Genomic DNA, 13,874 nt, shown 5'->3' on the forward strand with positions numbered 1-13,874 from the left:
GTGCCTTCCAGTCAGTGGTGAATCGTCGGTCGGTGGCGGGGACTACTTGAGGTCGCCCTCCTTGATGTAGCCGGAGTCGACGACCTCCTTCTGGTAGTTCGACTTGTCGACCGCGACGGGCTCCAGCAGGTAGGCCGGGACGACCTTCGAGCCGTTGTCGTACGTCTTGGTGTCGTTGACCTCGGGCTTCTTGTCGTTCAGCAGCGCGTCGACCATGTTCGAGGCGACCTTGGCGAGCTCGCGGGTGTCCTTGTAGACGGTCATCGACTGCTGGTCGGCGATGATCGACTTCACGGAGGCGAGTTCGGCGTCCTGGCCGGTGACGACCGGCAGCGGCTTGCTCTTGGAGCCGTAGTCGTCGGACTTCAGCGCCGACAGGATGCCGATGGAGATGCCGTCGTAGGGCGAGAGGACCGCGTCGACCCGCTCGCTCTTGTAGGACGAGGTCAGGATGTCGTCCATGCGCTTCTGGGCGGTGCCGCCGTCCCAGCGCAGGGTGGTGACCTGGTTGAGCTTGGTCTGGCCGGAGCGGACGACGAGCTGCTTCTTGTCGATGTAGGGCTGCAGGACGTTCATCGCGCCCTGGAAGAAGTAGCGGGTGTTGTTGTCGTCGTTGGAGCCGGCGAACAGCTCGATGTTGAAGGGGCCCTTCTTGGAGCCGTCCTTCAGGCCGAGCTTCTCGACGATGTAGGTGCCCTGGAGCTCGCCGACCTTCTCGTTGTCGAACGACGCGTAGTAGTCGACGTTCTCCGTGCCGAGGATCAGGCGGTCGTAGGAGATGACCGGGATGTCGGCTTCCTTGGCCTGCTGGAGCACGTTGTTCATCGACTTGTTGTCGATGGCGGCGACGATCAGCGCCTTCACACCCTGGGTGATCAGGTTCTCGATCTGCGAGACCTGCTGGTCCGGGTCGTCCTCGCCGTAGACGAGCTGGGTCTTGTAGCCCTTGGACTCCAGGTCCTTCTTGACGTTGTTGCCGTCGGCGATCCAGCGCTCGGAGGACTTCGTCGGCATCGCGATGCCGATGGTGCCGCCCTTGGCGCTGTCCCCGCTCTCCTCGCTGCCGCCCTCGCTGCTCTGCCCGCAGGCGGACAGGGTGAGGGCGAGGGACGCGGCTCCGGCTATGGCGGCGAGGGCGGCTCTGCGGTTACGCATGATCGTCATCCTTGATCTGTGGCAGGGCTCGGTCTGGGGGCGCGAAGTCGCTCCGGTGGTCGTGCCGGAAAGACCGAGAAGAGATGTGTCGGATTGTGGTCGGCTGTGTCTTCTTCTGTGAAGCCGAGTTTCCGGAACGTTATGCCGGAATTTCGAACCGTTGCAGATCACCGGGCAGCCGGGATCCGAGAGGCGCCATGTCGCCGTCCGCGCCATGGCGGGCCAGCAGGTCCAGGGCGAGCCGGCCGCGGCGCACCCGCTCCTTGGCGGTGGCCAGCGTCAGCTCCCGCATGTGGTGCCCGTACGGGTAGATCCCGGGGGCCTTGGACAGGCCGAACTTCAGGTACAACGGGGCCCCGCGTCTGATGAGCTCGGCCACCTCGTACATCCGGACGTAGCCGCCGAGGTCGTCGGGGGCCTCGATGTACATGTCCATCGGGGCGCTCGACACCCGTCGTATCTCGGTGAGGTGATCGAGCGTCAGGTCACTGGGCACATTGACCGAGTCGGCGCCGAGTCGCTCGTAGACCGCGTACGCGGCCGGGTTGACGGGGCCGATGAGCGCGGAGACCTTCAGCGTCGTGTCGGCCGGGATGATCCCGGCGGCCCGGGCCCGGTGCAGCGTCCACAGCACGCCCTCGTCGGCGACGAGCAGGCACGCGACGCCCAACTCCGTGGCTCTGACGGCGTCTTCGACGCAGCCGGCCACGGCGTCGTGGCCGCGGGCCCGCAGTCCGGCGCCCCGCGAGTCGGTGCGCGTGGACCCGCCGATGTCCCAGGTGCCGCGCGGCCCGGTGAACAGGCAGAGCTCGATGTCGCGTTCGGCCGTCGCCTCGACCATCTCGGTGATCTCGGCGTCGGACAGCATCCACACCCCGCTGCCCTGGCTGATCCGGTGGATCGGCACGTCCAGCCGCGAGGCCTCCTTCAGGACCACCGCCAGTGCCTCGGGACCCTCGCAGGAGGGGATCTCGGTGCGCCAGCGGCCGCCGCCCGGGAAGGAGTGCGGCGAGGCGTCGGCGGGGTCGGGGGCGGGCGCGTTCAGGCCCAGGGCGGTGAGCGCCTGCTCACCGGGCCTGCGCGCTGCCGGGGCGGAAGCGTCGGTCACGGGAATGTCCTTCGGTTCGATATGTCGGACGATGTTCGCGGCTCTGGGGCGCTGGGGCAAGGGGTTGGGGCAAAACTGGGTGTACGCCGGTACGGGAGCCGTCAGGTCGCCCCCGTACCGGCGTACGTCTAGGGGCGGAGCAGGACCTTGCCCACCTTCGGATCGCCGGCCCCGACCAGCTCGATGGCCTGCGAGAACTCGGCGAGCGGCAACTCGTGCGTCACCAGCGGCAGCGGGTCGAGCAGACCGGCGGCGAACACCCGCACCGTGTGAGCCCAGGCGTCCGGCGGCGCACCGAACACGGTGTGCACCTCCAACTGCCTCACCACGAGGTCGGTCGGGTCGAGTCCGTCGGCGTCCGGCGCCGGGATGCCGGTCAGCACCAGCCGGCCGCCGCGCCTGAGCAGACCGGCCGAGATCCGGGCGGCGTCCGCGGACCCGGCCGTCTCGATCACCACGTCGAAGTCGTCGGGGAGTTCCTGGTCCTTCGTCCGGAAGTCCGTCGCGCCGTACTGCCGCGACAGCGCCTCGCGGTCCCGGCGGGTGCCGACCACCAGCAGCTCGGCCGGCGAGTTCGCCTTCAGGAACTGCACGGCGAACATGCCGAGGGTGCCGGTGCCGACCACGGCGACGCGCTCACCGGGCTGTGCGTTGCCCTTCAGCGCGGCGGCCGCGATGCAGGCGGCGGGTTCCAGGAGGGCGGCGGCCGTGAGGTCGCAGTCGTCCGGGAGGGCGTGCAGGAGGCGGGCCGGGAGGGTCAGCGTGGCCGCCATCGCGCCCGGCTGGGTGAACCCGGTCTCCTCGTACCCGGCGCTGCACAGGGTCGTGTCGCCCGCGTGGCAGCGGTCGCAGACCTGACAGTTTCGAAAGCCCTCACCGACGACCTTGCGGCCGACGAGGGACGCCGGGACACCGGCGCCCACGGCCTCCACCGTCCCGGACCACTCGTGGCCCGGGGTCAGCGGGTAGCGCACATAGCCCTCGGGGCGGTTGCCCTGGTAGACCTCGCGGTCGCTGCCGCAGATCCCGGAGGCGTGGACCCGCACCAGCGCCTCGCCCGCCTCGGGCCGCCGGGGCTCGTGCGGGACGAGCCGGTGCTCGCCCGGGGCGTCGACGACGACAGCCGTGCTCACTGCGAGCCCTTCGGCTTGCGCTGTTCCCAGCCTTCCGCCCACAGGTCGAAACGGGCCTGCTGCTGGGGGAACTCGGCGGCGGCGTCCACGTCCAGCTCCACGCCCAGGCCCGGGGCGTCGGAGAGGTGGAAGCAGCCGTCCTCCGGGTTCACCTGCGGCGCGCCCTTGACCACCTTCTTGATCTCCGCGTCGGCGAAGTCGTTGAAGTGCTCCAGGATCTTGAAGTTCGGCGAGGTGAAGCCGACCTGGAGGGACGCGGCGGTCAGGACCGAGCCGCCCACGTTGTGGGGGGCCACCAGCATGTAGTGGGTCTCGGCGGTCGCGGCGAGCTTCCTGGTCTCCCAGATACCACCGATATGGCCGACGTCCGGCTGGATGATGTCCACGGCCTGGCTCTCGAACAGCTCCCGGAACTCGATCCGGTCGTGGATGCGCTCACCGGTGGCGACCGGCATGTCGACCTTGGCGGCGACCTTCTCCAGCGCCTTCAGGTTCTCCGGCGGGACCGGCTCCTCCAGCCACGCCGGCTTGAACGGCGCCAGCTCCTTGGCCAGGCGCACGGCCGTGGCGGGGGAGAAGCGCCCGTGCATCTCCAGCATCAGCTCGGCCTCGGGGCCGATGGCGTCGCGGACCGCCTCGATCAGGGAGACGGCGTACAGGGTCTGCTGGTGGTCCAGCTCGAAGTGGCCGGTGCCGAAGGGGTCGATCTTGAGCGCCCGGTAGCCGCGCTCCATCACGCCCTGGGCGGCCTTGTGGTAGGCCTCCGGGGTCCGCTCGGTGGTGTACCAGCCGTTGGCGTACGCCTTGACCTTGTCGGTGACCTTGCCGCCCAGCAGCTGCCAGACGGGGACGCCCAGGGCCTTGCCCTTGATGTCCCAGCAGGCCATCTCGATCACGGCGATTCCGGACATCACGATCTCGCCCGCACGGCCGTAGTCGCCGTACTTCATGCGCTTGACGAGGTCCTCGACGGCGAAGGGGTCGGAACCGAGGATGTGATTGGCCTCGGCCTCCCTCAGGTAACCGAGAAGGGCGTCGGTGTGTCCCAGCATCCGGGTCTCGCCGACTCCGGTGATGCCTTCGTCGGTGTGCACCTGGACGTACGTCAGGTTGCGCCACGGCGTCCCGACCACGTGTGTGCTGATTCCGGTGATGCGCACGGCGGTTGTCCCTCGCAGCTTCGTCGGTTCATTTCCGTCAGAGTGTTGCGTCAGCGTCCCGTTCGTGTTCCGGCGACCCGCTTTGTTCGAGATTTCGGCACACGTTCGAAATGCTGGCGTGACAGTAAGGATCCGATGGCGGGGGTGTCAATGGGTCGCGCACATAACGGTTTCGACGGTTTCGAAACCACCGAGGAGCGGTGTCCCTACAGAACCTTCACGGATGGATCTAGGAACCAGACCGGCGGGGAACTTAATCTTCCCGCGTCATGGACTACTGCGACCCGTGCCGTCGGCACCTCAACGGCGCCCTTGCCTGCCCGGGCTGCGGCACCTCGGCCGAAGCGCTGCGCCGGTCCGAGCCGGAGTACGGCGGCTACGGCGCCACCGCGTCCGGGGGCGCGGGCGCCACCCCCGAAGGGTCGGCGGAGCCGTACGCGCCGGACGACGCGCACGGCGACGACGCGCACGGCGACGACGCGCACGGCGACGACGCGCACGGCGACGACGCGCACGGCGACGACGCGCACGGCGACGACGCTCACGGCGACGACGCTCACGGCGACGACGGGGACGACGGCGAGGGCGAGCACCTGGGACGTGCCGCGCGTCGTCGCGGGCGGGGCCGCGGGCCGGCCGCCGACGGTCCGGGCACGGCGAGCCGACGGGACCGCAAGGCCGCGGCACACCGCCGGCGGCGGCGCAGGGCCCTTTTCGTGGCGGCCGGGTTCGTGCTGGCGGCCGGCGGCCTGAGCCTCGCGGAGCTCGGCATGGACGCCCCGAGTTCCACGCCCGGGCCGGCCGCGGTCGGAGGCGAGTCCCCGGACGGAGGCGCGTCGGCCGAGGCGGGGGAGTCGAGCAGCGCCCCGGGTGGTGGGGCGGGAGCTGAAGACGCGTCGGTTTCCCCGTCCCCGGACGCGTCCGGTTCGCCCTCCGCGTCGGCGTCCCCGACGGACGGCGCGTCGGAGTCCCCGGAGGGTGACGAGCCGAGCAAGGAGGCCGAGTCGGCCGCGGCGGGCGATTCCCCCGACCGCCCGACCGCCGCACCCACGGCCGCCCCGCCGGCCCCTGCCCCGACCCCGACCCCGGACCCGACCACCCCGGCACCCGAACCGGAACCGGAACCGACCCCCTCCCAGACGTGCGACCGGTTCCTGTGGTGGTGCACTTAGTTAGGGGGCTTCTGATGGATCTCCGTGGCGTCGCGACGCCCGGCACGCTCCCCCGCTCTCGGCTTCGCTCGAACGGGAGTGGCCCCCACCGCCGCACCGCGCGAAAGCCCAGGTAGCTCCGCTACGAGGGCTTCCCCGCGGCACGCCGAGAGCACGCACCGAACGCCGCTCCGTCTGCCACGGAGATTTATCAGAAAGGGCCTAGCTAGCCCGACCCGACGGCGCGGGGCCGCGTACGGCAGCCGGCTACGGCCGTACCGTACGCGGCCCCGCCACGTCGGCCCCCAACTCCGTGACCCTGTACCGCAGTTCACGGTCCGCGGTCACCACCAGGCAGGCCTGCCCGGCCTCCCGCCGCACCAGCTCGACCATGTGGTCGTCCCCGCTCCCGGCAGCGGACTCCACCCGCACGCCCGGCACGGACCCCACGCCCCGAGCGGCCCCCTCCACCACGAGCATGATCTCCACGGGCCCCGGACGCCCCGGCACCCCGTCCGCCGCCAGCCGGTCCCGCAGCCGCTCCGCGGCCCCCGCCGGTCCCGCCACCACCCGTCTGGCACCGACCCGACGACGTTCGCGGCGTCGACGATCACCAGGAGGGGGACGTCAGTGTTCATGCGGCAAGGGTCGCACGGCGGCCCCGTCCGGGACCGGCCCGCTCACTCCGCTGCCCCCTCCTCGAAGCTCGCGAAGTACGCCGCCGCCATGTCCTCGTCGCCGTGCCCCTGCGCCGTCGCACGCTCAAAGCGCTCCGCGCTCGCCGCCGCCACGTCCAGCTGTACGCCATGCCGTTCGCCGGCCTCCACGATGAGCCGCGCGTCCTTCGCCGCCGTGCTCACCGCGAACGCGGCCGGGGACAGCCCGCCGTTCAGCACCAGCCCCGTCTTCGCCCGCAGATACCCCACGTCGAGCGGCCCGCCGTCGATCGCCTCGAAGAACCGCTGCGGGTCGACGTCGAGGGCCTTGGACAGCGCGAGCACCTCACCGGCGGCGTTGGTCACCGCGAGTACCCAGCTGTTGGCGACCAGCTTCAGCCGGGTCGCGCTGCCCGCCCCGCCGTCCTCCCCGGTCCACACCGTACGGGCGCCGACGGCGTCGAACACCGGCGTCACCGTCTCGCGGCCCTCGGCCGGCCCCGCCGCGAGGACGGTGAGCTGACCGGCCTCGGCGGGCTGGCGGGTGCCGAGGACAGAGGCGTCGTAGAAGACGAGGCCATGCTCGTCGGCGAAGTCGGCCAGGCCGGCCATGGCGTCGATCCCGGCGGTCGTCGACTGCATCCAGACGGCACCGGACCGCAGGGCGGGCGCCGCCTCACGCATGACGGCCAGCGTCGCGGGGCCGTCGTACAGCACGGTCAGGACGACGTCGGCACCCTGGACCGCCTCGGCGGGGGTGCCGGCGACGAAGGCGCCGTCGGCGGCCAGGGGTTCGGCCTTGGCCCGGGTGCGGTTCCAGGCGCGGACGGTGTGCCCGGCCCCTCACGAGATTGCGGGCCATCGCGGCGCCCATGATGCCGGTGCCCAGGACGCTCACGGTGAGCTTGTCGGTCATGACGTCGGCTTCCTGTTCTCGTACGGACGTTGCTACCAGTGATGTGACCAAGATCATGACCACCCGCGTGAGGCGGTTTCCGTATGCCCTGATTCTCCTCTCGATCATCACGCTTTCCTCGGAGTACAGTCCGTCAGCTTGTTCTCATCAAATTTTCATATAGGGGGGTGAGGTGTGTGAGCACCGAAGGGAAGTCGCGAAGACGCGTCGTGGGCGGCGCGCTGTCCGTGGCACTCGGTCTGGGCCTGGTGGTGGCACTGCCACCTGCGGCGACCACGACCGCATCGGCCGCGGCACCGCGGCAGACGTCCGCACCGGGCACGGGCAACGAGACCTTGTCCGAAGGCGAGGCGCTGGCCAAGGCCAAGCGGACCGGCACGGATGTGGAGATCGTGTCGCTGCGCGGCGAGAGCAGCGAGGTGTACGCGACACCGGACGGCAAGCTCGAGGCGCGGGAGCACCTACGCCCCGTACGCGCCCGGGTGGACGGCGCGTGGCAGCCGATCGACACCGGCCTCGCCAAGCGCGCCGACGGCACGGTCGCGCCCGGGGCGACCACGGTACGGCTGGAGTTCTCCGGCGGCGGCGACGAGCCCCTGGTGCGCATGGAGCGCGCCGGCCGTGAGCTCGCCCTGTCCTGGCCGACGACACTCCCGGCACCGGAACTCGACGGGGACACCGCGACCTACCGAAACGTCCTTCCGGACGTGGACCTGCGCATGGGCGCGCAGGAGGACGGCTTCACCCAGCTGCTCGTCGTCAAGTCCGCCGAGGCCGCGGCCAGTCCGGAACTCAAGGAGCTGCGGCTGAAGCTGTCCGCCCAAAACCTGGACGTACGAGAGACGGCCACGGGCGGTCTGGAAGCCGTCGACGAGGGCGCGGGCAGCACGGTGTTCGAGGCGCCCAGGCCCGTCATGTGGGACTCCAGCCCCGGGAAGAGCGCGACGGCCGCGGCCAAGCCGGCCGCAGGCGTGGAACGTGCCAAGGCCACGCTCTTGGCCGGGGAAACCGAGGCCGCCCCGACCGACGGCAGCGGCGACGGGGTCGACGCCGGCGAGTCCGGGAAGCTCGCGCCCGTCGGTGTGGAACTGCCCGCCACCGGCCGCGAGCTGGTGCTCAAGCCGGACGCGGACGTGCTGAAGGGCCCGGACACCAAGTACCCCGTCTACATCGACCCGCAGTGGTACTCGCCCAAGCGGTCCGCGTGGACGATGGTGTCCAAGTACTGGGCGTCGTCGCCGCAGTGGAAGTTCAACGGCGAGTCCACCGCCGGCATGGGCTACTGCGGCTGGCACTACTGCCAGCCGTACGACACCAAGCGGCTCTTCTACCGCATCCCCGTCTCCAAGTTCGCGGGCCGCAGCATCCTGTCCGCCGAGTTCGTCGTGCGCAACACCTGGTCGGCGTCGTGCTCGGACCGCGGGGTGCAGCTGTGGCGCACCAAGGGCATCAGCTCCTCGACCACCTGGAACTCCCAGAACGACTCGGACTTCTGGATCGACCACCTCAAGACGGAGAGCTTCGCGTACGGCTATGACGGCTGCGCCGCCAAGGACGCGGAGTTCGACGTGCGCTCCGCCGTCCAGCAGGCCGCGAACGGCAAGTGGTCGACGATGACCTTCGGTCTGCGGGCGTCCAGCGAGACGGACGAGTACGGCTGGAAGCGCTTCTCGGACGACGCGTTCCTGCGGGTCAAGTACAACCGCCCGCCGTCCCAGATCAAGATGTCGCAGCTGACGGCGGAGTACGGCGGCACCTGCAAGAAGCCTTCCTCCCCGGCCCGTGTGCGCACCCTGGGCAAGGTCTATGCGAACAACGTCACCGACCCCGACGGGGACAACGTCGCCGTCCAGTTCCAGGCCAAGTGGGACTCCGGTGACGGCAAGGGCCTCATCGCCCGGTGGAAGCCGGCGCTGACCTCGTACAAGAAGTCGGGCTCCGACTTCTCCATCACGCTGCCCTCGATCACCGCGAACAAGACCGTCCACTGGTACGCGCGCTCCTATGACGGGGGCCAGTACTCGCCGTGGTCGTACACCGGTGACCCCACGGGCTGTTACTTCGTCTACGACACCAAGGTGCCCAAGGCACCGACGATCGCATCCGGTGAGTACCCGGCCTCCGACCCGGAGAACCCCGGGGACCCGTGGTACGACGGCGTCGGCAAGTACGGCTTCTTCGACATCGATGCGGCCGAGACCGATGTGACGAAGTACTGGTTCGGTATCAACGGTGACCCGACCTCGAAGAACACGCTGACCACGTCCTCCGGCGCGCTGAAGACGGCACCTGTGCTGCCCGCCAAGCCCGGGCTCAACTTCATCACCGCGCAGGCGTTCGACTCGGCGGGGAACGACAGCGAGATCCGTACCTACCAGTTCCGGGTCAAGGCCGGTCAGCCCGAGCGGGCGACCTGGCAGCTGGACGAGGGCGCCGGGGCGAGCGCCGCCAAGGGCTCGGCACCGGAGCGCACCGCCGAACTGCGCGGCGGTGTCACCCTCGGCGTGGCCGGGGCCAAGGGGAGCGCGGCGTCGTTCGACGGTGCCGACGACCATGCGGTCACCGACATCCCCACGGTGGACACCTCGACCGGCTTCTCGGTCTCGGCATGGGCGAAGCTGTCGGCGATGCCGGCCCGGGCGGCGATCATCGCGGCGCAGCCCGGCAACCACTCCCCGGGATTCGAGCTGTACTACTCGAAGGCCTACGACCGGTGGGCGTTCAACCAGTACACGTCCGACACCGCGGGCGCGGGCATCGTACGGGCCATGCAGGCGTCGCCGGGCGGCGTCAAGGCCGGTGAATGGACCCATCTGGTGGGCTCCTACAGCGCGACCAGTGACGAGATGAACCTGTACGTCAACGGGCAGCTCGCCGGGACCACGACGTACGACTCGCCGTGGGACGCGCGGCGCGGGCTGCATATCGGCGCCGGCTCCTACAGCGGGCAGCCGGGGTCCTTCTTCCCCGGGGCGATCGACGAGCTGCAGATCTTCGACAAGCCCGTGTCGTCCGGCGAGGTGACCCGGCTGTACGGCAAGGACTCCCTCATCTCGGGCCGTAGCGCACGGGCGGTGTTCCCGCTGGACGAGCAGGCAACGGACAGCGCGGGCAACCCCACGACCGTCCTGACCGGTGCCGCGGAGGTCGCGCCCGCGACGTTCTCCGGAGGCGCCACGCCAGGGCAGCCCGGTACCGCGGGCAAGGCCCTGACCCTCGACGGGAACGACGACTACGCCTCCACCGGGCGGCCGCTGCTGAACAACCAGCGCAGCTTCGCGGTCTCCGCCTGGGCCAAGCTGCCCAAGACCAAGCCCGACCACGCCGCGGTCGTCGTGACCCAGACGGGCACCCACCGGCCCGGCCTCGAGCTTTACTACTCCAAGGCGTACGACCGGTGGGCGGTCAACCAGTACTCGTCGGACACCTCCACTGCCACCCCGATCCGGGCGATGCAGGCCGACGGCCAGACCGCCTACGGCGACACCTGGACCCACCTGGTGGGCGTGCACGACACCGTCGACAACAAGCTCACCCTCTACGTCAACGGCGTCAAGGCGGGCGAGACGGATCTCCAGGCCCGCTGGTACGCGGGCGGCGCGGTGCAGATCGGCGCCGGCTCCTACGACGGCGCGCCCGGATCGTTCTTCCCCGGCCAGATCGACGAGGTCAGCCTGTTCGACCGGCCCGTCTCCGCCGACGAGGTCCGGCAGATGTTCCGGCAGCGGCCGCTGGTCAAGGGCCGCTGGCTGCTGGACACGGTGGCCGGCACCCCGGCCACCAGCCCCGACGCCTCCGCCGACAACCGGGCGCTGACCGTGGGCGGCGGCGCGCAGGCCGGGGACGGCTGGGTCGATGACGGCGCCCTCCAGCTGGACGGCGTCGACGACCACGCCGCGACCGCCACGCCCGTCGTCGACACGACTGCCAGCTTCACGGTGATGGGCTGGGCCACTTCGGCCGGTGCCCCGACCCGCAGCGCCGCGGTCCTCAGCGCACCCGGCGCGTCCAACAGCGCCTTCGCCATCCGGCATGTGCCGGCCGCCGAGGGTGAGGCCGGCGCGGGGAGCTGGCAGATCTCGATGCCGGACTCCGACGCGGCGAACGCCACCGTCGTACGCACCGAGAACCAGCAGTTCTACGACGCACGGGACTGGAACCATCTGGCGCTCGTCTACGACGGCTTCGCCAAGGAGGCCCGGCTCTATGTGAACGGGCAGCTGGAGGAGGTCGCCTGCGCGGACGTCGACGGTGACGGGGTGTCCGACGACACCACCTGCGCGGACCGGCTGTCGTGGTCCGAGAACGTCCTGTCGTACAAGGCCACGGGCGGACTCCAGATCGGCCGCGCCCGCACGGCGGGAGCGTGGGGCGAGTACTGGCCCGGCGCCGTCGACGACGTCTGGGCCTTCCAGGGCGCGCTGAGCGACTCCCAGATCGCCCATCTGTCGCTGGGCATGCCGGGCGTCGCCACCGAGGTACCCGGCACTGACTGACCGGAAGCGGTGCCGGCCCGTCGCCCTGTACGGACGGGCCGGCACCGGTTTCACACCAGCTTTCACACATCAAGGGGAACGATGAGGGATACGGGACGACCGGGCCGCGCGGCCCGATGGAGACGGAAGACCGCACTGGCTTCCGGGATAGTCATGATCGCCACGGTGCTCCAGGGCATCACCGCGCCCGCGAACGCGGGAGCCGCGGCGGACGACGGGAGGGGCAGGCCGGCCCTGCCTAAGGCGGAGCGGCCCGTGGCCGGTTCCCCGGTCAAGAAGGTGAAGCCCCGCGCGGTGGAGCGCGGCCCGCGCACCCCGCGGCCCGCGCCCAAGGCCGAGTGGCCCGGGGCGGGTTCGGGCCGGGTGACGCTCACCGGGACGCAGGCGGCCGCGAAGGGCTCGGCGAGCGCGAAGGGCGCGAAGGGCGCCAAGGGATCGGCTCAGGCTCCGGTCAAGGCCGGCAAGCTGCCGGTCTCCGTCGGCGCCGCCAAGGCACGCGGCGCCGCCGGTGCCATGCGGGTCGAGCTGGCCGGGCGCAAGCAGACCCGGAAGGCCGCGATCGACGGGCTGCTCGTGACGCTCGCCCCCGAGCGCACCAACTTCACCGACGGCACCGCCCAGGTGCGCGTCGACTACCGCGACCTCGCGCAGGCCTACGGCGGTGGCTACGGCGCCCGGCTCACCCTGGTCCAGCTGCCCGCCTGTGTCCTGAAGACGCCGGAGCGGGCCAAGTGCCGTACCCAGAAGCCGGTCGAGACCGTGAACGACACGGAGGGCGGCGCGCTCACCGCCCCGTCCGTGCGGATCGGCTCCGCCCAGCCGACCGTGCTCGCCGCCGTGGCGGACGACAGCGCCGCCACCGGCGACTACAAGGCGACCACCCTCGCCCCGTCCGCGACCTGGCAGACCAACCTCAACACCGGTGACTTCGCCTGGTCCTACGACATGGGTGTCCCCGAGGTGCCCGGCGGGCTGAAGCCGAGCATCGGACTCGGCTACTCCTCCGGCTCGGTCGACGGCCGCACCACCGAGACCAACAACCAGTCCTCCTGGATCGGCAGCGGCTTCGACATGTGGCCGGGCTACATAGAGCGCCGTTACAAGCCGTGTGCCGAGGACGGCGTCGAGAACAGCGACGGCATGAAGCCCGGCGACCTGTGCTGGGGCTATGACAACGCCTTCATCAGCTTCAACGGCAAGGGCGGCGAGCTCGTCCCGACCGGCACCGCCGGCGTGTTCAAGCTCCGCCAGGACGACGGCACCCGGATCGCCCGGCTGACGTCCACCGCCCGCGGCAACGGCGACGACAACGGCGAGTACTGGCGGCTCACCGACCCCGACGGCGTGCGCTACTACTTCGGCTACCACCGGCTGCCCGGCTGGGCCGACGGCAAGAAGACCACCAACTCCACCTGGACCACCCCAGTCTTCGGCAACGACACGGGCGAGGCCTGCCACGCCGCCACCTTCGCCGATTCCTGGTGCCAGCAGGCCTGGCGCTGGAACCTCGACTACGTCGTCGACCCGCGCCGCAACGCCATCGCGTATTACTACACCCAGGAAAAGAATTCCTACGGCCGCAACCTCAAGGCCGCGGACGACACCCGCTACACCCGCGGCGGCTACCTCGACGAGATCCAGTACGGCCTCAAGTCGTCCTCGATGTACGGCACTCCGGCGCTCGCGAAGGTCACCTTCACCAACGCCGAGCGCTGTCTGCCGGACGCGCAGACCACCTGCTCATCGATCACCAGCGACTCCGAGTACTGGTACGACACGCCCTGGGACCTCAACTGCGACGAGGGCAAGGACTGCGACGACGGCCGTCTGTCGCCCACGTTCTGGACGCGCAAGCGCCTCAGCGAGGTGACCACGCAGGTCATCGACGCCGCTGGCGCCTACCAGAAGGTCGACTCCTGGAAGCTGGCCCACCGCTGGGGCATGGCCGACATCGACTACCAGCTGCTGCTCGACTCGATCCAGCACACCGGCCACACCGCCACCCCCACGATCACCCTGCCGAAGACCACCTTCAGCTACACCCAGCTGGAGAACCGGCTCGACAAGACCGGTGACGGCTTCGCCCCGTTCATCAAGTC

At 70.5% G+C, this 13,874-nt stretch carries 6 protein-coding genes and 3 pseudogenes; 3 read left to right on the forward strand and 6 right to left on the reverse strand.

Annotated elements, in window-relative coordinates; genetic code table 11:
* Positions 1–42 precede the first annotated feature (42 nt).
* The 4 genes from chvE to ABTX62_RS24610 all read right to left on the reverse strand — a co-directional run bounded on the left by chvE (position 43) and on the right by ABTX62_RS24610 (position 4,556).
* Complete coding sequence (gene chvE, locus ABTX62_RS24595; RefSeq protein WP_352118221.1) at positions 43–1,155, reverse strand: multiple monosaccharide ABC transporter substrate-binding protein; 1,113 nt, start codon at positions 1,153–1,155, stop codon at positions 43–45.
* 139 nt (positions 1,156–1,294) lie between these two features.
* Positions 1,295–2,263, reverse strand: a complete 969-nt coding sequence (locus tag ABTX62_RS24600) for a glycosyltransferase family protein (protein WP_352118222.1) — start codon at positions 2,261–2,263, stop codon at positions 1,295–1,297.
* 128 nt (positions 2,264–2,391) lie between these two features.
* The gene (locus tag ABTX62_RS24605; protein ID WP_352118223.1) at positions 2,392–3,396 is read right to left on the reverse strand and encodes a zinc-dependent alcohol dehydrogenase; all 1,005 of its coding nucleotides are present in this window, start codon (positions 3,394–3,396) and stop codon (positions 2,392–2,394) included.
* Positions 3,393–4,556 carry a mandelate racemase/muconate lactonizing enzyme family protein gene (locus ABTX62_RS24610; RefSeq protein ID WP_033306141.1) on the reverse strand — a complete coding sequence of 388 codons (1,164 nt, stop codon included), beginning with the start codon at positions 4,554–4,556 and terminating at the stop codon, positions 3,393–3,395. Before ABTX62_RS24610 ends, ABTX62_RS24605 begins: the two co-directional genes overlap by 4 nt.
* Before the next feature lie 269 nt (positions 4,557–4,825).
* On the opposite strand from ABTX62_RS24610, the gene ABTX62_RS24615 reads away from it, so the two are divergent.
* Entirely contained in the window at positions 4,826–5,728 is a 903-nt protein-coding gene (locus ABTX62_RS24615; RefSeq protein WP_352118224.1) for an SCO2400 family protein, read from the forward strand.
* A 246-nt stretch (positions 5,729–5,974) separates the two neighbouring features.
* Here the strand turns inward: ABTX62_RS24615 and ABTX62_RS24620 are convergent.
* Positions 5,975–6,345: pseudogene (locus ABTX62_RS24620) on the reverse strand (NTP pyrophosphohydrolase).
* Between the two features lie 42 nt (positions 6,346–6,387).
* Positions 6,388–7,279 (reverse strand): annotated as a pseudogene (locus ABTX62_RS24625) (NAD(P)-dependent oxidoreductase).
* Positions 7,280–7,455: 176 nt separating this feature from the next.
* Here ABTX62_RS24625 and ABTX62_RS24630 point away from each other — a divergent pair.
* Together ABTX62_RS24630 and ABTX62_RS24635 are read left to right on the forward strand one after the other, a co-directional pair.
* Complete coding sequence (locus ABTX62_RS24630; RefSeq protein WP_352118225.1) at positions 7,456–11,775, forward strand: LamG-like jellyroll fold domain-containing protein; 4,320 nt, start codon at positions 7,456–7,458, stop codon at positions 11,773–11,775.
* A 153-nt stretch (positions 11,776–11,928) separates the two neighbouring features.
* Positions 11,929–13,874: pseudogene (locus ABTX62_RS24635) on the forward strand (sugar-binding protein); the annotation flags it as partial.

Source organism: Streptomyces sp. NPDC096046 (assembly GCF_040303285.1).
Classification (GTDB): Bacteria; Actinomycetota; Actinomycetes; order Streptomycetales; family Streptomycetaceae; genus Streptomyces.